The organism is Paraplanobispora takensis (genome assembly GCF_016863195.1).
In the GTDB taxonomy this organism is placed as follows: Bacteria; Actinomycetota; Actinomycetes; order Streptosporangiales; family Streptosporangiaceae; genus Planobispora; species Planobispora takensis.
On sequence record NZ_BOOK01000036.1, the window covers coordinates 15212 to 33718 of the forward strand.

22 protein-coding genes are annotated in these 18507 nt (G+C 71.3%); 10 read left to right on the top strand and 12 right to left on the bottom strand.

Annotated features, from left to right (window positions below; translation table 11 throughout):
• Positions 1-3: 3 nt before the first annotated feature.
• Positions 4-1401 (bottom strand): cysteine--tRNA ligase, encoded by a 1398-nt coding sequence (gene cysS, locus Pta02_RS24365; RefSeq protein WP_203877248.1) that lies wholly within the window; start codon positions 1399-1401, stop codon positions 4-6.
• A gap of 253 nt (positions 1402-1654) precedes the next feature.
• Here cysS and Pta02_RS41995 point away from each other — a divergent pair, with 253 nt between their 5' ends.
• Positions 1655-3049, top strand: a complete 1395-nt coding sequence (locus tag Pta02_RS41995; RefSeq protein ID WP_203877249.1) for a DUF2637 domain-containing protein — start codon at positions 1655-1657, stop codon at positions 3047-3049.
• A gap of 762 nt (positions 3050-3811) precedes the next feature.
• Here Pta02_RS41995 and Pta02_RS24375 read toward each other — a convergent pair.
• From Pta02_RS24375 to Pta02_RS24390, 4 genes are all read right to left on the bottom strand, one after another.
• On the bottom strand, positions 3812-4078 hold the full coding sequence (locus Pta02_RS24375; protein WP_203877250.1) for a GlsB/YeaQ/YmgE family stress response membrane protein: 267 nt from the start codon (positions 4076-4078) through the stop codon (positions 3812-3814).
• A gap of 98 nt (positions 4079-4176) precedes the next feature.
• Positions 4177-4458, bottom strand: coding sequence for a GlsB/YeaQ/YmgE family stress response membrane protein (locus Pta02_RS24380; protein WP_203877251.1), 282 nt, complete (start codon positions 4456-4458; stop codon positions 4177-4179).
• Positions 4459-4625: 167 nt separating this feature from the next.
• Positions 4626-5105: a 2-C-methyl-D-erythritol 2,4-cyclodiphosphate synthase gene (gene ispF, locus Pta02_RS24385; RefSeq protein WP_203877252.1), complete on the bottom strand. Its 480-nt coding sequence runs from the start codon at positions 5103-5105 to the stop codon at positions 4626-4628.
• Positions 5106-5122: 17 nt separating this feature from the next.
• Positions 5123-5605: a CarD family transcriptional regulator gene (locus Pta02_RS24390; protein WP_012887713.1), complete on the bottom strand. Its 483-nt coding sequence runs from the start codon at positions 5603-5605 to the stop codon at positions 5123-5125.
• A gap of 260 nt (positions 5606-5865) precedes the next feature.
• On the opposite strand from Pta02_RS24390, the gene Pta02_RS24395 reads away from it, so the two are divergent.
• The gene (locus Pta02_RS24395) at positions 5866-6459 is read left to right on the top strand and encodes a copper chaperone PCu(A)C domain-containing protein (protein ID WP_203877253.1); all 594 of its coding nucleotides are present in this window, start codon (positions 5866-5868) and stop codon (positions 6457-6459) included.
• A gap of 97 nt (positions 6460-6556) precedes the next feature.
• On the opposite strand, the gene Pta02_RS24400 is transcribed toward Pta02_RS24395, so the two are convergent.
• Together Pta02_RS24400 and Pta02_RS24405 are read right to left on the bottom strand one after the other, a co-directional pair.
• Positions 6557-7246, bottom strand: coding sequence for a response regulator (locus Pta02_RS24400; protein ID WP_203877254.1), 690 nt, complete (start codon positions 7244-7246; stop codon positions 6557-6559).
• A complete protein-coding gene (locus Pta02_RS24405) occupies positions 7243-8415 on the bottom strand; it encodes a sensor histidine kinase (RefSeq protein WP_203877413.1) in 1173 nt (390 codons plus the stop codon). Before Pta02_RS24405 ends, Pta02_RS24400 begins: the two co-directional genes overlap by 4 nt.
• 159 nt (positions 8416-8574) lie before the next feature.
• On the opposite strand from Pta02_RS24405, the gene phoU reads away from it, so the two are divergent.
• A complete protein-coding gene (gene phoU / locus Pta02_RS24410) occupies positions 8575-9249 on the top strand; it encodes a phosphate signaling complex protein PhoU (RefSeq protein ID WP_203877255.1) in 675 nt (224 codons plus the stop codon).
• Positions 9250-9509: 260 nt separating this feature from the next.
• Here phoU and Pta02_RS24415 read toward each other — a convergent pair whose 3' ends face one another.
• The 3 genes from Pta02_RS24415 to mshA are packed head-to-tail and all read right to left on the bottom strand — an operon-like array spanning position 9510 to position 12062.
• Positions 9510-10253: a phosphoglyceromutase gene (locus Pta02_RS24415; RefSeq protein WP_203877256.1), complete on the bottom strand. Its 744-nt coding sequence runs from the start codon at positions 10251-10253 to the stop codon at positions 9510-9512.
• Between the two features lie 26 nt (positions 10254-10279).
• Positions 10280-10768: a type III secretion system chaperone family protein gene (locus tag Pta02_RS24420; protein WP_203877257.1), complete on the bottom strand. Its 489-nt coding sequence runs from the start codon at positions 10766-10768 to the stop codon at positions 10280-10282.
• Positions 10769-10778: 10 nt separating this feature from the next.
• Entirely contained in the window at positions 10779-12062 is a 1284-nt protein-coding gene (gene mshA / locus Pta02_RS24425) for a D-inositol-3-phosphate glycosyltransferase (RefSeq protein ID WP_275423610.1), read from the bottom strand.
• Between the two features lie 98 nt (positions 12063-12160).
• Between mshA and Pta02_RS24430 the strand changes: the two genes are divergently transcribed.
• The 7 genes from Pta02_RS24430 (at position 12161) to Pta02_RS24460 (ending at position 16745) form a co-directional block, all read left to right on the top strand.
• Entirely contained in the window at positions 12161-12904 is a 744-nt protein-coding gene (locus Pta02_RS24430; RefSeq protein WP_203877258.1) for an SDR family NAD(P)-dependent oxidoreductase, read from the top strand.
• A gap of 60 nt (positions 12905-12964) precedes the next feature.
• The gene (locus Pta02_RS24435; RefSeq protein WP_203877259.1) at positions 12965-13765 is read left to right on the top strand and encodes a class I SAM-dependent methyltransferase; all 801 of its coding nucleotides are present in this window, start codon (positions 12965-12967) and stop codon (positions 13763-13765) included.
• Between the two features lie 101 nt (positions 13766-13866).
• Positions 13867-14223 carry a BlaI/MecI/CopY family transcriptional regulator gene (locus Pta02_RS24440; protein ID WP_275423605.1) on the top strand — a complete coding sequence of 119 codons (357 nt, stop codon included), beginning with the start codon at positions 13867-13869 and terminating at the stop codon, positions 14221-14223.
• On the top strand, positions 14220-15149 hold the full coding sequence (locus tag Pta02_RS24445; RefSeq protein WP_203877261.1) for a M56 family metallopeptidase: 930 nt from the start codon (positions 14220-14222) through the stop codon (positions 15147-15149). The genes Pta02_RS24440 and Pta02_RS24445 overlap by 4 nt, the downstream gene beginning before the upstream one ends.
• 69 nt (positions 15150-15218) lie before the next feature.
• Entirely contained in the window at positions 15219-15746 is a 528-nt protein-coding gene (locus Pta02_RS42000) for a helix-turn-helix domain-containing protein (RefSeq protein WP_203877262.1), read from the top strand.
• Positions 15747-15752: 6 nt separating this feature from the next.
• Entirely contained in the window at positions 15753-16217 is a 465-nt protein-coding gene (locus Pta02_RS24455) for a hypothetical protein (protein ID WP_203877263.1), read from the top strand.
• Between the two features lie 198 nt (positions 16218-16415).
• A complete protein-coding gene (locus tag Pta02_RS24460) occupies positions 16416-16745 on the top strand; it encodes a DUF2516 family protein (RefSeq protein ID WP_203877264.1) in 330 nt (109 codons plus the stop codon).
• 61 nt (positions 16746-16806) lie between these two features.
• Here the strand turns inward: Pta02_RS24460 and Pta02_RS24465 are convergent, their stop codons facing one another.
• Together Pta02_RS24465 and Pta02_RS24470 are read right to left on the bottom strand one after the other, a co-directional pair.
• Positions 16807-17646 carry a hypothetical protein gene (locus tag Pta02_RS24465; RefSeq protein ID WP_203877415.1) on the bottom strand — a complete coding sequence of 280 codons (840 nt, stop codon included), beginning with the start codon at positions 17644-17646 and terminating at the stop codon, positions 16807-16809.
• Positions 17646-18434: a MerR family transcriptional regulator gene (locus Pta02_RS24470; RefSeq protein ID WP_203877265.1), complete on the bottom strand. Its 789-nt coding sequence runs from the start codon at positions 18432-18434 to the stop codon at positions 17646-17648. The genes Pta02_RS24465 and Pta02_RS24470 overlap by 1 nt, the downstream gene beginning before the upstream one ends.
• Between the last annotated feature and the right edge of the window lie 73 nt (positions 18435-18507).

Here is an 18507-nt window from a genome sequence, read left to right on the forward strand (position 1 = left end):
CGGCTACCGCGACAGTTCCCAGCGCGGTCCCTGGGGGGTGTCCTCGACGGTGATCCCGGCCTGGGCGAGCTGGTCGCGGATGGCGTCGGCCGCGGTGAAGTCCTTGCGGGCGCGGGCCGCCTGGCGCTGCTCCAGGGCCACGGCGACCAGGGCGTCGACCGTGGCGCGCAGCCCGGAGTCGCCGCCGGAGGAACGCCACTGCTCCGAGCGCGGGTCCAGGCCGAGCACGTCGAGCATGTTCTGCGTCTCGGCCAGGAGCCTGGCGACCTGCTCCTTGTTGCCCTGGGCGAGCGCGACGTTGCCCTCGCGGACGACCTCGTGCACCACGGCCAGCGCCTGCGGCGTGCCGAGGTCGTCGTCGAGGGCGTCGGTGAACGCCTGGGGCAGCGGGGCGTGCGCGTCCACGTCGTGGATCACCTCGGCGGCCCGGGTGACGAAGCCCTCGATGCGCTGGTAGGCCGCGGCGGCCTCGAACAGCGCCTCCTCGGAGTAGTCGATCGCCGAGCGGTAGTGCGGGGCGGCGAGGTAGTAGCGCAGCTCGACCGGGCGGACCTTCTTGGTCACCTCGGGGATCAGCAGGGAGTTGCCGAGCGACTTGCTCATCTTCTCCGCGCCGATCTTGAGCATGCCGTTGTGCATCCAGTAGCGCGCGAAGCCGTCCCCGGCCGCCTGCGACTGGGTCAGCTCGTTCTCGTGGTGCGGGAAGATCAGGTCGACGCCGCCGCCGTGGATGTCGAAGGTGGGCCCGAGATACTTGGTCGCCATGGCCGAGCACTCCAGGTGCCAGCCGGGACGGCCCTTGCCCCAGGGGGTCGGCCAGGTCGGCTCGCCGGGCTTCTCGCCCTTCCAGAGCGCGAAGTCGCGCGGGTCGCGCTTGGCCGAGTCGGTGTCGGTGTCACCGGCCGCCCGCATGTTCTCCAGCTTCTGGTTGGACAGCGAGCCGTACCGGTCGGCGTAGGAGACGACGTCGAAGTAGACGTCCCCGTCGGCGGCGTAGGCGTGGCCGGCCGCGATCAGCCGCTCCATCAGCTCGATCATCTCGGGGACGTGGCCGGTGGCGCGCGGCTCGACGGTCGGCGGCAGGCAGCCGAGCACCTGGTAGGCCCAGGTGAAGGCGCGCTGGTTGCGCTCGGCGATCACGAACCAGGGCACACCCTCCCCGGCGGCGACCCTGATGATCTTGTCGTCGATGTCGGTGACGTTCCGGCAGAACGTGACGTCGTAGCCGGAGCGGGTCATCCAGCGCCGGAGCACGTCGAAGTTGACGCCGGAGCGGATGTGACCGATGTGCGGCGGAGCCTGAACGGTGGCACCACACAGGTAGATCGACGCCCGGCCGGGCTCCACCGGAACGAACTCGCGGACCGTACGTGTGCTGGTGTCGTATAGGCGCAGACTCACGATGGCAAGGCTAACGCCTCACCCCGCCTCACAGGCCGGGTTATCGGACCTTGAAGCCACTCGGTGCCGCCTTTTGTGGCCATAACGGTCTTATGGCCACAAGGTAGGGATGTCCCCAACGCCCGGTGAAGAATCACCATCCACGGCCTTTGCCACAACGACTCACATGCGACGCGCATCATCCCGACACGCACCGTGGGAGGCGGCTTACGCCGATCATGCCGTCTTCCGATTCTGTACGCTCGAAACCGCCATGGACGTGAAATCCCCCGCGGCGGCAGACCCCGTCTCCCGCCCGTCCTCAGCCCCGCCCGCCCCCGCCGAGCGCGGCCGGACCTCCGCCGCCCTGCGCAACGCGGGCATCGCCCTCGCCGGAGTCGGCGTCGCCGCCCTCACCGGGGCGGCCTGCGTGCTCTCCTTCGAGGACCTGCGCGACCTCGCCGTCCTCGGGGAGGCCCGGCCCGACCTGGCCTACCTCTATCCCGCGGGCTTCGACGCGCTGCTCGCCGTCACGATGATCAGCGTCCTGCTGCTGCGCGGCGGGCGCTGGCCCGCCCGCCTGCAGGCGGGCCTCGTACTGGTGCTCCTGCTCGCCGCCGTGGTGACCGTCGAGGTGACCACGGCCATGCGGGCCACGGTGGACGTACGGCAGGCCGCCATCGTGGTCGCCGTCGCCCCGTGGGTGATGCTGGCGGTCGCGCTGTGGCTCTGGCTGCTGCTGATCAAGCACGCCCACGCGCGGCGGGTCGCGATGGACTCCCGGGCCGCGGGGCACGGTCACGACATCGTGCCCTTCCCCGAGTCGGACCTGCCGACGGCGGAGTACCCCACCCGCCCGGCCCACCCGGCCGCGCATCCTCCGGTCGCGCACCCTCCGGCCGAGGCGGGGCTCGACCCGCAGGCGGCCCCGCCGCTGGAGTCCGCCCCCCACCACGATCTGCCCCCGGTTCCGGTGGTCGGCCCGACCCCCGCCCCGGAGACACCCGAGGTCGACGAGCTGCCCCCTCCCCCGGCGATCCCCCGCCAAGAGGCCCCCACGGCCGCTTCCTCCCCCGCAAGGGCCCCCGCCGTCGCCCCTGAAGAGGCCCCCGCTCCCTCTTCCGAAGAGGCCTCCGCCGTCGCTCCCGAAGAGCCCCCCGTCACCGCCCCCGCGCAGGAGCCCCCCGCCCCCGTCCGGCCCGCCGTACCCGCCCCGGCCGGCGAGCAGGATCCGCTGGACAGGCCGGTGCGCTGGGGCGACCTGACGCGTCCCGTCCGCGGCGACCTGCTCGTGCACCCGCCCCGCCCCGCGGCGGGGGAGCCCGAGCCCGCCGGGCGGGTCAGCGAGCGGGTGGAGACCTGGGACGTCCCCGCGGAGACCGGCGACCACCCCGCGGAGACCGGCGACCACCCCGCGCGCGAGGCCTCCGCCGGCGAGCGCGGCGAGGTCACCCAGCCGTTCAGGGTCATGGCGGCGGGCGCCTCCCCCGACCCGGCCCACGGCTCCGAGGCCGCCGACCCGGAGGAGACCACCGGCCAGCAGGAGACCACGGGGCAAGAGGAGAACGTCAGCCACGAGGAGAACGCCGAGAGGCGCCGGCCGTACACCGACGACGCCGCCCCGCCCTCCGGTCGCATGCGCAGCACCCCCACCCCTCCGGAGGAGTGACGCGCCCCGGCGGTCCGAAAGCCGCGTGTGACGGCGGAGCCTGCGAACCCGGCGAATCACTCTGGGCGGGAGGTCAGGGCGGGAGGTCAGGGCGGGACGTCAGGGCCTGGACCCCATGGGGCCGGCTCCGGGGCCTCGGAGGAGCCGGCCCTGGTCCAGGGTGCGTTTCCGCCCGCTGAGATCTACTGCTCCACTGCGAGATCTACAAGATCTACGCTGCGAGATCCACCGCTCCACTGCGCGGCCGGCGTCCGGCCGGTCGGCGCAGTCCTGCGGCCGCCCGTCGCGGCGCGGTGGCTTCCGGCGTCGCAGTGGCGGATGTACGGCCGGCGTCGGCGCGGCGGACGTCCGATGTCACTGCGACCGGCATCACGGCGACCGACGGTCGTCCCGTGCGGGAGAGGCGAACGGCCGGATCCCGTCCTGACCGCCCTTCCTCACCCGAATACCTGAATACCGGTACCTGAGTACCTGAATATTGGACCGGCCCGCAGCTTCTCGCCCACACACAGTGAGCGGCGCCCCGCTGCGGACCGGCGATCTGCTCACCTCCGGTCCCCGCGGGGACCGGTCCCGGCCGGTGCGGCGTGCCGCCTGCACCGGCCTGGGACGGCCGTGACCCGCCCGGCCTGCCGGAATTGCGACCGAGCGGGTCTTCCTGGATGACGGTGACATCTCGGGTGTCACCACGAGCATCTCCGGGCCGGAGAATGCCCAGTACGGCCTCGGTGAAGTCACCGGTGGTTATGTGCGGCGGTATCGCTAGACCCTGGACCGGCGAAGCCCGGCGACCAGGCCGACACCGACGACGGCGAGCACGACCTGCATCACAAGTTCGATCCAGTCGATGCCGTCCGTGGTGGCGACGCCGAGGCCCTGGGCGATGGCGGTACCGATGAGCGCGGCGACGATTCCGACGACAATGGTCAGAACCCATCCGATCGGCTGCCTGCCGGGAAGCAGAAGGCGGCCGACAGCGCCGATGATGGCGCCGATGACGATGGCTCCGAGAATGGACGCGATGGTCATATCAACCTCCCCGTGAGGGTGAGACTTTCACTCTCACGGAAAGGTCGCTACCCCGTGGGTCGGGGTTATTCCTGTGCTAGGAAAAATCCCATGTCAGATCACATGTGATCGGCCCTTCCGGTTCTGCCGGGCCGCATCTGGGTGACGAGCAGGACGCCGACCACCGCCAGCGCGAGCTGGAGGATGTGCTCCCACCAGTCGATCCCGCCGGTGTTGGCGAAGCCCATGGCCCCCGCGATGAGCGTGCCGATGAGCGCCGCCGCGATGCCGACGATGAGCGTGAGCGCGATGCTGATGCTCTGCCTGCCCGGAATGACGAGTCGCGCCAGTGCGCCGACGATGGCGCCGATGACGATCGCGGAAATGATCGAACCCAACATGTCCGGCTCCCCCCGTTACGAGACATGGTTATTAAGGGGTTACCCAGGACATTCATAGATCATCCATCAAAAAAGGGGCGGCCCGTACCGCGCCAGGAAACGGGCCGCCCTCTCAGATGGTCCGGCAGGTTCCACGCGCCGGCCGCCGGGACGCTCGCGCGTCCCTTCTAAGAGACGCGCGGGTCTTGAATCAGGTTCACCACGATCGCGGTGGCGATCGCCGCCACGCCCTCGCCCCGGCCGGTGAGGCCGAGACCGTCGGTCGTCGTGGCGCTGACGCTCACGGGGGCGCCCACGGCCGCGCTGAGGGCCTTCTCGGCCTCCGTACGGCGCGGCGCCAGCTTGGGCCGGTTCCCGATGACCTGGACCGCCACGTTGCCGATCTCGAAGCCGGCCGCGCGGACCTGCCGCGCGGTCTCCTCCAGCAGGGAGACGCCCGAAGCTCCGGCCCAGCGGGGGTCGGAGGTGCCGAACAGCCCTCCGAGGTCGCCGAGACCGGCCGCGGACAGCAGCGCGTCACACGCGGCGTGCGCGGCGGCGTCGCCGTCGGAGTGCCCGGCCAGGCCGGTCTCCCCCGGCCAGTGCAGGCCCGCCAGGTGCAGCGGTCGCCCGGATGCGAAAGGGTGGACGTCGACTCCGACGCCCACCCTTGGAAATGTCGTGTTCAGGAGTTGAGAACCTCGTCGAGCAGGGCCTCAGCCTTGTCCTCATTGGTCTTCTCAGCGAGGGCGAGCTCACTGACCAGGATCTGCCGCGCCTTGGCGAGCATGCGCTTCTCACCGGCGGAGAGTCCGCGCTCCTTGTCTCGTCGCCACAGGTCGCGAACGACCTCGGCCACCTTGTTGACGTCGCCGGACGCCAGCTTCTCAAGGTTGGCCTTGTAGCGGCGGGACCAGTTCGTGGGCTCTTCGGTGTGAGGCATGCGGAGCACGTCGAAGACGCGCTCAAGGCCCTCCTGGCCGACGACGTCGCGAACTCCGACGAGCTCGGCGTTGTCTGCTGGCACCTGGACGGTAAGGTCGCCCTTGTCGACCTTGAGAACCAGGTAGGTCCTTTCCTCACCCTTGATGGTTCGGGTCGTGATCGCCTCGATCCGAGCAGCCCCGTGGTGGGGGTAGACGACAGTGTCGCCGACCTGGAAAGTCATGTGACAAGTACCCCTTCCGCTGTACTCCAGAGTACCACGTATCCACAGGCTCCCGGAACAGTGAAATCACCATAACTGCAGGTCAAAGCCGCGTTTTGAGTCTTGACAACTGCTCGACTCTGTGAATCGACAGGTAAAAAACGTTGATGACCTGGGCTCCATCCAGCCTCGCGATCAGGCGGGTCGCCCGAAAACCCGGGAAAGTCCACAGATAGGGTTGGCGCTGCCATATCTCTAGTGTGACAAGGAGAACTCGCACCGTGACCCGCATCAGCCGTCACCGGGCGATCGCCGCCGCCGCGTTCCTCGCAGCCGCCCCTGTCCTGGCGGGCTGCGGCGCCGGATTCGACGCGATCACCATTCAGCCGTACGCCCCGACCGAGGCCCTCAGCGTCAAGATCGTGGACGAGAACAGACACCTGGCCATTCCCCAGGCGTACTTCCTCGGCCCCGACTCCGGCGGGGCCCTGCCCGCGGGCGCGTCCATGCCGCTCCACCTCTACATCGTGAACCACGGCCGGGAGGACGACCAGCTCATCGGCCTGGGCGTCGACCCCTCGGTCGGCACCGCCAAGGTGACCGCGCCCGTCCCGCTGCCGGTCGGCAAGGCCGCGATCGTCGGCCGGCCCAGCCCGACGGTCATGATCGAGCAGCTGAAGAAGCCCTTCAAGGGTGGTGAGTCCCTCAAGGTGCAGCTGCAGTTCCAGAAGGCCGGCGTCATCACGCTGGAGGTCCCGGTGATCACGCGCAGCCGGGAGTTCACGGCCCTGCCGTCCCCGTCGGGCGCCTCCGCGGCTCCCACGCCTTCGCCGACCCCCTCCGCCACGGACACGGAGGGCGCGGGCGGCCACTGACCACGGAACGGACGAGGGGGTGTACGGCTCACGCGGGCCGTACACCCCCTCTGCGTGACGGCATGAGCCGTACGCCGCCTCCGCGCTATCGGGAGGGTCACTCCTCCACGGGGTCGAACTTGTAGCCCAGGCCCCGGACGGTGAGGATGCAGCGCGGGTCGGAGGGGTCGGCCTCCACCTTGGCGCGCAGCCGCTTGACGTGGACGTCCAGGGTCTTGGTGTCGCCCACGTAGTCGGCGCCCCAGACCCGGTCGATGAGCTGGCCCCGGGTGAGCACCCGGCCGGCGTTGCGCAGCAGCATCTCCAGCAGCTCGAACTCCTTCAGCGGGAGCTGCACCTGCTCGCCGCGGACCGCGACGATGTGCCGGTCCACGTCCATCCGGACCGGCCCGACGGTCAGCACGGCCGTCTCCGGCTCCTCCACGTCGCCCTGGCGGCGCAGCACCGCGCGGATGCGGGCGACCAGCTCGCGGGAGGAGAACGGCTTGGTGACGTAGTCGTCGGCGCCGAGCTCCAGGCCGACGACCTTGTCGATCTCGCTGTCCTTGGCGGTCAGCATGATGACGGGCACGTTGGAGCGCTGCCGCAGGGAACGGCAGACCTCGGTTCCGGGCAGGCCGGGGAGCATCAGGTCGAGCAGCACCAGGTCGGCGCCGCTGCGGTCGAAGGTCTCCAGCGCGTCGGGCCCCGTGGCCGCGATCGCGACCTCGAATCCTTCCTTGCGCAGCATGTACGACAGGGCGTCGGAGAACGATTCCTCGTCCTCGACAACGAGTACGCGGGTCACTGCGCGGCCTCCAGGGGGATCGTGGTGCTGGGTTTTGCGGGTACCGCCACGCCGCCGAAGGCGGGCAGGCGGAGAGTGAAGGTGGAGCCGGAGCCTTCCTTGCTCCACACCGTGACCGTGCCGTTGTGGGCGGCGGCGACGTGCTTGACGATGGCCAGGCCGAGACCGGTGCCGCCGGTGGCGCGGGAACGGGCGGTGTCGACGCGGAAGAACCGCTCGAAGATCCGCTCCTGGGCGCTCTCCGGGATGCCGATCCCCTGGTCGTTGACGCTGATCTCGACGGAGTCGCCCGCGGGCCGGGCGCTGACCACGACCCGGGTGTGCTCGGGGCTGTAGGCCACGGCGTTGTCGATGAGGTTGCGCAGCGCGGTGACCAGGAGCTCCTCGTCACCCCATACCTGCAGGCCCTCGGTGCCGCCGGCGACCAAGGCGATGTCCTTGGCCGCCGCGGTGGTGTTGCAGCGGTCGATGGCGTCGTGCACCGCCTCGTCGATCGGGACGGGGCACGGGGTGGGGATGGGCTCGGCGCCCTGGATCCGGGACAGGGTGATGAGGTCCTGGACCAGATAGGTCAGCCGGGCGGCCTCGTGCTGCATGCGACCGGCGAAGCGGGTGACCGCCTCCGGGTCGTCGGCGGCGTCCTGGATCGTCTCGGCCAGCAGGCTCAGCGCCCCGACGGGCGTCTTGAGCTCGTGGCTGACGTTGGCCACGAAGTCGCGGCGCACCGCCTCGACGCGGTAGTACTCGGTCTGGTCCTCGGCCAGGACGAGCACCTGGCCGTAGGAGCCCAGCGGGGCGACCCGGACCGCGAAGTTGGTCGACTCCTGGCCGAACTTGTGCCCGGGCACGTCGATCTCGCTCTCGCGGATCTCACCGTCCCTGCGCACCTGCCTGGCCAGCGCCAGGAGCTCGGCCGTCACCAGACGGTCGCCCTTGACCAGGCCGAAGGCGCGGGCGGCCGAACTGGCCCGGAGCACCCGGTCCTCCCTGTCGAGCACGACGGCCGAGGACGGCAGGACGGCGAGCACGGAGGCGACGCCCTGGGGAAGCGCCCCGGGTTCCAGATCCTCGACCGGTATCGTCATCCGCGGTTGCGCGGTGGTCTGGCGGACGACCATCACGGCCAGCGCTCCCACGACGAAACCGGCCAGCACGGCCAGACTCGCCATCAGCTCACTCACATGGTCCTCCTGTCGGCGTCACGTTCTCGATGGTAAGCGTGGCTTTTACCCATCAAGACGGCACAAGGGGGCCTGGTCATGGGCTTTCCCGCAAAGTTCACTTTTTGGTCGGGGTTCGTTCACTGACGCGCGCGTACGGTGACACTCATGCGTGACGCTTATCACGAGGAGCTCGACACCCTCACCGTCAGGCTGGTCGAGATGACCAGGCTGGTGCGGTCGGCGATCTCCCGTGCCACCACCGCCCTGCTCGACGCCGACCTGGAACTCGCGGAGAGCGTCATCTCCCGGGACGCGGAGGTGGACCGGATCTTCACCGAGATCGAGACGTCGATCTTCGACCTGATGGCCAGGCAGCAGCCGGTGGCCGTGGACCTGCGCATGATCATCACGGCCCTGCGGATGGGCGGCGACCTGGAGCGCATGGGCGACCTGGCCGAGCACGTGGCGAAGGTGGCGCGACTGCGCCATCCGGACTCGGCGATCCCGCCGGAGCTGCGCTCGACCATCCTGGAGATGGGCCAGATCGCCGAGCGCCTGGTCACCAAGGCCGGCAGCTGCGTCGCCTCCCGCGACGTGGAGTCGGCCCTGGAGCTGGAGCAGGACGACGACGCGATGGACAAGCTGCACCGCCGCCTGTTCAAGACCCTTCTGGCGGACGACTGGAGGTACGGCATCGAGCCGGCCATCGACGTGACGCTGATCGGGCGCTACTACGAGCGCTACGCCGACCACGCGGTGCACGTCGCCCGCGACGTGGTGTACCTGGTGACCGGCTCGCGTGCCAACGGCCGTGCCGTGCAGGGCGCCCCGGGGACGTGACTATGGCGACGCTGCGCGTCGCGGCTCGGGGGCTCCTCGATCCGGCTCCCGCCCTCGTCACGTCCTCGCTGTGTTGACGGCGACGCTGCGCGTCGCAGACTCGGGGGCTCCTTGACCCGGCTCCCGCCCTCGTCACGTCCTCGCTCCGCTGCGGGCGTTCCTCGGTTGCTTCGCCGGAGCCCCCTCGCGGGACCGTGACTCGATAGAACGCAAAGAGGGCGTCCTTCCTTCGGGGAAGGGCGCCCTCTCCGGCTTGCGGGTTACTTGCCCTGGTTGGCCACGGCCTCGATGGCTGCCTTGGCGGCTTCGGGGTCGAGGTAGAGGCCGCCCTTGGCCAGCGGGTGGAAGTCGTCGTCCAGCTCGTAGACGAGCGGGATGCCGGTGGGGATGTTGAGGCCGGCGATCTCGTCGTCGCCGATCCCGTCGAGGTGCTTGACGAGGGCGCGCAGCGAGTTGCCGTGGGCGGCGACCAGGACGGTCCGGCCCGCCGCGAGGTCGGGGACGATGCTGTCGTACCAGTACGGGAGCATGCGCTCGACGACGTCCTTCAGGCACTCCGTCCGCGGCATGAGCTCCTTGGGCAGCAGCCCGTAGCGGGCGTCGCCCGCCTGGGAGAACTCGTCGTCGTCCTCGATCGGCGGCGGCGGGACGTCGTAGGAGCGGCGCCAGAGCATGAACTGCTCGTCACCGAACTGCTCGCGGGTCTGCGCCTTGTTCTTGCCCTGGAGCGCGCCGTAGTGACGCTCGTTGAGCCGCCAGGAGCGGATGACCGGCAGCCAGAGCATGTCGGCCTCGCCCAGGGCGAGGTTCGCCGTCTGGATCGCGCGGGTCAGCAGCGAGGTGTGCACCACGTCGGGCCGCAGCCCCGCCTCCAGCAGCAACCGCCCGCCGCGGCGCGCCTCCTCCTCGCCCTTGGCCGAGAGCCCCGCATCCACCCAGCCGGTGAACAAGCCCTTGGCATTCCACTCGCTCTCGCCGTGCCGAAGCAGCACCAAAGTCGCCATGCGCCAAGCCTAGCGAGCGCGCCGGATCAGGCGCCGCCCGCCTCGGGGTCGGCGAAGCGGGCGAAGGCCTGCAGGTTGGCGAGGGACTCGCCGCGCTTGGCCCGCCACTCCCACTCCTTGCGGATGGAGGAGGCGAAGCCCAGCTCCAGCGCCCGGTCGAAGCCCTCGTCGGAGTAGGTCAGGACGCAGCCGAGCAACCGGTCGATCTCCTCCTCCGACACCGCCGCCAGTGGGACGCGCCCGACCAGATAGACGTCGCCGACCGGGTCCAGGGCGAAGTGCACGCCGTACATGGAGCCGTTCTTGGTGAGCAGCCAGCGGTAGAACCCGGCGTGGTTCTCGTCGGGCTGGCGGCAGAAGAAGGCCTCCACGTGCAGCGCCTGGTCGCCGACGATCAGCCAGGTCATGGTGGCGAGCTTGTGCTGGCCGGGGAGTTTCACCAGGAAGGCCCCCGGCCGGGGCTCCTCGTAGGAGACTTCGGCGCCCTTGAGCGCCGTCTCGATCACGTCGCGCATGGGGTTCACCCTACGAGCTCACCGCGACCGGGGCCCGGTGCAGGTTCGCCATGGCTCCGGCGTAGACGTCCGCCAGGCGGGCGGCGGTGGCCGACCAGCCGAAGGCGGCCGCCTGGATGACGGCTCCGGCCGCCAGCTCGTCGCGCCAGCGGGGCTCGCGCACGAACCCGTGCAGGACCTGGGCCCAGTCCTGCGGGTCGTGTCCGTCGACGAGCACCCCCGACACGCCGTCGCGCACGGCGGTGCGCAGGCCGCCCACGGAGGCGGCGGCCACCGGGGTGCCGCAGGCCTGGGACTCCAGGGCGACCAGGCCGAACGACTCGTTGTGCGAGGGGACCACGGTCACGTCGGCCGCGCGGTACCAGTCGGCCAGCTCGTGCTGGGGGGCCGGGGGCACGATCCTGACCACGTCGGAGATGCCCAGGTGGACGGCCAGGTCGGTCAGGTGGGAGGGCCGGGCCAGGCCGTTGCCGCTGGGCCCGCCCACGCAGGCGACGACCAGCCTCGACCGGAGCGAGGGATCGTCGACGAGCATCCGGGCGGCGGCGCGCAGCAGCACGTCCGGGGCCTTGAGCGGCTGCACCCGTCCCACGAACAGCAGCATGTGGGCGTTCTGCGGAAGCCCCAGCCGGTGCCGGGCCGCGCCCTTCGACGCGGGCTGGAAGACCGTCAGGTTCACGCCGGGGTTGACGACCTCGACGCGGCCGGGGGCGGCGCCGTACAGGTCGACGAGCTCCCGGGCCTCGGTCGGCGTGTTCGCCACCAGCCGGTCGGCGATCTCGACGACCTGCTCCTCTCCCAGTACGCGGGCGGTGGGCTCGGGCTTGTCGTCCTCGGCCAGCAGCAGGTTCTTGACCTTGGCCATGGTGTGCATGGTGTGCACCAGCGGGACGCCCCAGCGTTCCTTGGCCAGCCAGCCCACCTGGCCGGAGAGCCAGTAGTGGGAGTGGATGACGTCGTAGCGGCCCGGGTCGTACATGGCCTCGGTCCGCAGCACCCCCGACAGGAACGCGCACAGCTGACCGGGCAGGTCGCCCTTGTCGAGCTCCTCGTACGGCCCCGCGGTGACGTGCCTGACGGAGACGCCGTCGGTGATCTCAGCCACCGGCGGCAGGTCGCGGGCCGTCTGCCTGGTGAAGATCTCAACCTCGATCCCCAGCTGCGCCAGGCGCTTGGCCGACTCCACGATGTAGACGTTCATCCCGCCCGCGTCCCCGGTCCCCGGCTGGTCCAGGGGAGACGTGTGCATGCTGATCGTCGCGACCCGGTTGACCCGTCGTCGCCTCACCGACACCACCTCCGAGACGGTTACAACTACCCATCCCGTAGCGACATTCCCGACATATGGCCCCGCAGGGGACAGCGTGCGGAGTCCTGGCAGGATGGCGAGCCATGAAGAAGACAGCTGTGGTGACCGGTGCCAGCAGTGGGATCGGCGAGGCGACCGCCCGTCGCCTGGCCGCCGAGGGCTTCGACGTGATCGCCGCCGCGCGCCGCCGGGACCGGCTGGACGAGCTGGCCGCCGAGGTGCCCGGGATCCGCCCGGTGACCCTGGACGTGACCTCAGAGGAGTCGGTACGGGAGCTGGCCGGCTCGCTGGACCGCTGTGACGTGCTGGTCAACAACGCCGGCGGCGCGATCGGCCTGGAGCCGGTGGCCACCGGGAACGTCGACGACTGGCAGCGGATGTACGACACCAACGTGCTCGGCTCGCTCCGCGTCACCCAGGCGCTGCTGCCCGGGCTCGTCGCCTCCGGCGACGGGGTGCTGGTGATGCTGACCTCGGTGGCCGGGCTGGTCTCCTACGAGGGCGGCGGCGGCTACAACGCCGCCAAGCACGCGCAGACCTCGATGACCGAGGTGCTCCGGCTGGAGCTGTGCGGCGAGCCGGTCCGCATCGTCGAGGTCGCGCCCGGCATGGTGCACACCGAGGAGTTCTCGCTGAACCGCTTCCGCGGCGACGCCGGCCGGGCCGGGAAGGTGTACGAGGGCGTCCCCGACCCGCTCTCCGCCGACGACGTGGCCGACGCCATCGCCTGGTGCGTGACCCGCCCCGCCCACGTGAACATCGACCGCCTCGTCATCCGCCCGCGCGCCCAGGCGGCCCAGCACAAGGTCCACCGCGTCACCTCCTGAGGGGGCGCGACCGTCCCGGGAGTGGTCCCGGGACGGAGGGGAGCCGCCGACAATGGTGGGGTGCGCTCCAGGAGGCCGGTCGGCGAGATCACCCGGGGGACCACCGGCCACAACCGGCTCCGGCGGTCCGACCGCTGGATCGTCTCCGCCTACGGGCCGCTGCTGCGCTCCGCCGACCGGCCGCTGATCGTGGACCTCGGCTACGGCGCCTCGCACATCACGACGCTGGAGCTGTTCCTGCGGATCCGCCGCCTCCGGCCGGACGCCGAGGTCGTCGGGATCGAGATCGACCCGGCCCGGGTGGCGGCCGCCAGGCCGTACGAGGTGCCGGGCCTGTCGTTCCGGCTGGGCGGGTTCGAGCTGCCGGTGGACCGGCCGCCGCTGCTGGTGCGGGCCTTCAACGTGCTGCGGCAGTACGGCGAGGCGCAGGCCTGGCACTACTGGGACCTGCTCGGGTCCCGGCTCGCGCCCGGCGGGGTGATCGTGGAGGGGACCTGCTCGGAGGTCGGGCACCGGGCCGTCTGGGCCGGGCTGGACGCCTCGGGGCCGCGCACGCTGACCCTGTCGGCCCGCTTCGACGCCTTCGAGCGCCCCTCCGACCTGGCCGAACGCCTGCCCAAGACGCTCATCCACCGCAACGTGCCGGGTGAGCCGATCCACGCCTTCCTGCGTGACTTCGACCACGCCTGGGCCGTCAGCGCCCCACTGGCCCCCCACGGCGTACGGCAGCGCTGGATCGCCGCGGTGGAGATGCTCGCCTCGACCTGGCCGGTCCCCCGCCATCCCCGGCTGGGCGGGCGTTCCCGGTGGCGGCTGGGCGAGGTGACCGTCCCCTGGCAGGCGGTCGCCCCGGCACCGTGACGGCCCCGGAGATCGCGTGGATCCCTCCGGAACGCCGGGCCCGGCCCAACTCGACAACCCGTAGTACTACCCCTCGTGGTGCCGGAGTTAGGCTTATGGGTGTGAAGGGTCTCGGTGAGCTTGAGCGCAGCATCATGGATGTCATCTGGGCGCAGCCCTCGGCTGTGACGGCCCGCGAGGTCGGGCGTCTCATCGCCGACCGCGACCTCGCGCCCACGACGGTGATGACGGTGCTCGACCGGCTGACCCGCAAGGGCTTCCTGATCCGCAGCCGCGACGGGCGCGCATGGCGGTACGAACCGGCCGAAAGCCGCGACGCATACATCGCCGAGCTTATGCTTGAGGCGCTCGACCTGACCGGGGACCGGTCGGCCGCCCTCACTCGCTTCGCCCAGGCCGTCTCCGGCCCCGAGGCAGAGATCCTGCGGAGAGCCCTGACGGAGCTGGAGGAAGAGTGATCACCGCGGCGGCCCTGGCGTTCCTCGCCTCGGTCTGCGCGGTCGGAGCCTGGCGGCTGACCCGGGCGCGCTGGACCTATCGGGCCCCGCACGTGGCCATCGTCCTGTGGCAGGCGCTGGGGGTGACCTGGGGCCTGGCCGGGACGGGAACGCTCCTCGCCTACGCCCTGGAGCCCTACGGGGAAGGGGTGCTCGGCGGCCTGCGCGTCTTCGCCGCCTCGGCGCTCTCCGGCGGGTACGGCCCGCCCGGGCCGTACGACCTGCCGAGGATCTTCGCGCTGATCGCCGGCCTGACCGCGCTCACCGTGCTGATCGTGGTGCTCCTGACCGCGGGCGTCCAGACCTTCCGGGCCCGGCGCCGACACCGCACCCTGCTGGCCCTCATCGCCAGCGACGACCCCGAGGTCCCCGGCGTGCGGGTGGTCGACCACCCGGCCGCGGCCGCCTACTGCGTGCCCGGCCTGCGCTCCCAGGTCGTGATCAGCCGGGGCACCCTGAAGCTGCTCTCTCCTGCGGAGCTGACCGCGGTGCTGGCCCACGAGACCGCCCACGTCCGCGAGCGGCACGACCTGGTGCTGCTGCCGTTCGCCGCGCTGCGCCGGGCCCTGCCCTGGTCCCGCACGGTCGAGGACGCCCAGCGCGAGGTCGGCCTCCTGGTGGAGATGGCCGCCGACGACGCCGCGCGCCGCTACTGCTCGCCGCGCCGCCTGGCCACCGCCCTGCTCCGCTTCGGCACCGCCGGGGCCATCCCCACCCCGCACGGGGCCCTGGGCGCCACCGCCGGCGCCACCGCCGCCGTGATGGCCCGGGTCGAACGCCTGGTCACCCCGGGTCCCCGGCTTCCCCGCCGGGTGCGCTACGGCATCGTGACCTTCTCCATCGCCCTGACCGCCTCCGCCCCGCTGCTCTGGGTGATGCCCCACTGACGGACGGAGTGCTTGCAGGGGTTAGCCAGTGCGTTTGCAATTGCAAGCAGCGTGATGCAGACTTGAGACATGGCACTACCGAAGGTCGGCTCGATCGGTGAGTACATCCGCGAGCAGCGCACGCAGGCGAAGATCTCGCTGCGCCAGCTGGCCGCCGCGGCCGGGGTCTCCAACCCCTATCTCAGCCAGATCGAGCGCGGGCTGCGCAAGCCCAGCGCGGAGATCCTCAACCAGATCGCCAAGGGTCTGCACATCTCCGCGCAGGCGCTGTACGTCCAGGCCGGCCTCATCGAGGACCGCGAGCCGGACAGCGACGTCCTGACCGCGATCAGGGCCGACAACCTCATCACCGAGCGGCAACGTCAGGTGCTGATCGATATCTACGAGTCGTTCCGCAAGGAGAACCGGGCCGGGGCCCCGGAGGAGGATGCGCGCACCGCCAAGAACGCGCCTCCCGCACCGGAGCCCCACGAGAGTGACGCCGGATCCCCGCCGGACGACGAGTCACCGCTGCCCGAGGAGTTCACCGCCGCGTTGAAGCCCTACACGGCGTCCTCGGTCAACGGCCACGTCACCCCGGAAACGAAGGAAGGTTAACCCATCATGACCCTCGCCACCGAAGTCAAGAAGTTCACCGACTCCAAGCCCTTCTACGCCGTCGCCGGCGCCGGTGACTTCGCGGTGGAGAAGCTCCGCGAGCTGCCCGAGCAGATCCAGAGGCTGCAGGGCCGCCGCGAGGAGTTCCGCGAGGCCGCCAAGGACCTGCCGGAGAAGGCCAGGCACTTCGCCGGCCGGGCCGAGGGCTACGCCAAGCAGGTCGGCGACAGGGCCGAGGTCTACGCCAAGGACCTGCCGGAGAAGGCCCGCGGTTACGCCGACCAGCTGACCGCCAGGGCCGTCGAGCTCTACGACGAGTTCGCCAACCGGGGCCGCAAGGTCGTCTCCAAGGTGAGCGGCGAGGCCGCCCTGGAGCTGGAGGAGGTCTCCGAGGCCGCCGAGCCCGCGATCGCCGCCGCTCCCGCCCCCAGGAAGAACACCCGCGCGCCCAAGGCCGCCACCAAGGCCTGACACGCACCGAGGTCCGACAGACCCCGAAAGGAAAGACCCGTCCCGATCCCGGGGCGGGTCTTTCCCGTCCCGTCTCCCCCTCCCGGCCTGTCCGGCGCCGGGCACCCGGTCCCGCCGCCGCGGGAGATGCCTTACCTGACGGAGCGCGACATCGCCTAGGCTGATGGGTATCAGTGAGGCCAGCGTGTTGGAGTGACGATGTTCGAGATCCACAGCCTGCTGGACCTGATTTTCTGGGTCCTCGCCATCGGCGCGTTCGCCATGTCGATCTGGGCGTTCGTGCACGCGCTCCGCACCCCCGCGCGATCCTTCGCGGTCACCGGCAAGCAGAGCAAGAAACTGTGGACGATCATCCTGGGGTTCGCCACGCTGTTCGCGTTCGCCGCGGCGGTGCGCTACCTGCCCACCCTGGGCATCTTCACGATCGCGTCGGTGATCGCCTCCGGCATCTACCTGGCGGACGTACGGCCCGCCGTGCGCGAGATCGGCAAGGGCGGCGGCAGCTCGGGTCCCTACGGGCCCTGGTAAGCGGCTCCGGAGCCCGTGGCCCCGGTGATCGGGAGCAGCGTCCCGCGTCTCCGGAGCCCGGTCAGGCGTCGTGGTGCTGTGCCGGCCGCAGGGCGGACAGGACCGCGCCGGGCGTGTCGGCGAAGAAGCGGACCACCGTGACCTCGGCCCGGCCGCCGAGGGGACGCACGATCGTGATCGGCTCCTCCAGCTCGACGACCACGTTCGTCTGCGAGGAGACCGCCACCGACAGCCGCCCGTCCTTCACGCCGACCATGCCGGACTCGTTGTAGTTGCGCGACTGCCGTACCGAGGAGATCAGCTCCCGGGGGATGCGCAGGTCGAAGAAGGCCCCGTAGCGCACCCGCAGCTCCCGCGGGGAGACCACGTGGGGCCGGGTGACGCAGGCCGCGCCGATCGCCAGGCCGACGAGGATCGAGTAGACGTCCACCACGAGCACCACCAGGCGCAGGCCGTCGGGCACCCCCCACGCCCGCAGCAGCACCTCCAGGGCCACCGTCTCCACGACCATCAGGAACAGGATGAACGTCAGCATCGTGGACTGTTCCCGCGAGTACGACACGGCGACCGCGCCGGGCGGCACGCCGTCGCGGCGGCGGGCGGCCCACAGCACGAGGCTGACCATGCCCTTGGCGTCGAACGCCATGATCCTGCGCACCTGTTCCGGCACCAGCCGGCGCACGGTGGCCCGCGCGGCCTCCCCGCGGCCGCTGCCCGTGCGGCGCTCGGCGCGGTACAGCCGGTAGGCGGCCGTCGCCTCCAGCAGGAGCACCGCCGCGACGGCCGCCTCGGCCACCGCGATCACCGGCGCGGGCAGGGGCACCCCCGACACCAGCAGGATCACCAGCAGCAGCTCGACGGGGAGTACGGCGAACATCGCGGCACGGGCGACCTTGAGCATCACGCTCTCTCCTTCAGGGTGACGACGACCAGCCGGAAGACCTCGGCCTGGGCGGGGGACAACTCTGCGGACAACGCCTCCAGCCACGCCCCGCCCTCGCCGTCGCCCCGCGGTCCCGGCGCGGCCGGGACCTCGGCGTCCGGCAGGTTCGCGACCATCAACGCCGCCATCTCGGCGGGCAGGTGGGCGACCAGGTCGGCGGCGAGGGCGGGGATCCGGGGATCGCCGACGCCGGCGTCGGCGAGCGCGTCGAGCCGCTCGTAGAGGGCGTGGCTGCGGGCCAGGGCCTCGGGCTCGGTGAGCGGGCGCATCAGATCGATCAGCTCGGCGCGGCCGGCGGGGTCGGCCGCGGCGTCCGCCAGCATCAGCATCTCGCGGTCGAGCCGGGCGAAGGCGGAGTCCGCCGGGGACAGCTCGCGCAGCACCGCCGCCATGTCCGGGGACACCGTCGAGTCCGGATGCAGCTCCGTCTCCGCCAGCAGCGCGGCCAGGCGGGCCCGTCTGGCGCCGATCGCCTCCTGCTGCCGGGCCAGGTCGGCGTCCAGCTCGACGAGCACCTCGCGCAGTTCCCTGCCGCGGTCGTCGGCCAGCACGTCGCGGATCTCGTCCAGCGACAGGCCCAGCTCGGCCAGCCGGCGCACCCGCGCCAGGGCGACCGCGTCGCGCAGCCGGTACTCCCGGTATCCGTTGGCCAGCCGTACCGGCTCGGGAAGGAGGCCCAGGTTGTGATAGTGGCGCACGGTGCGGGTGGAGACCCCGACCAGCGCCGCGAGTTCGCCGATCCGCATGCCTTCATTAGAAACGTTGACGTTACGTCAAGGTCAAACCGGCGCCCCAGCTCACGGCCCTGACGCCGGGCTC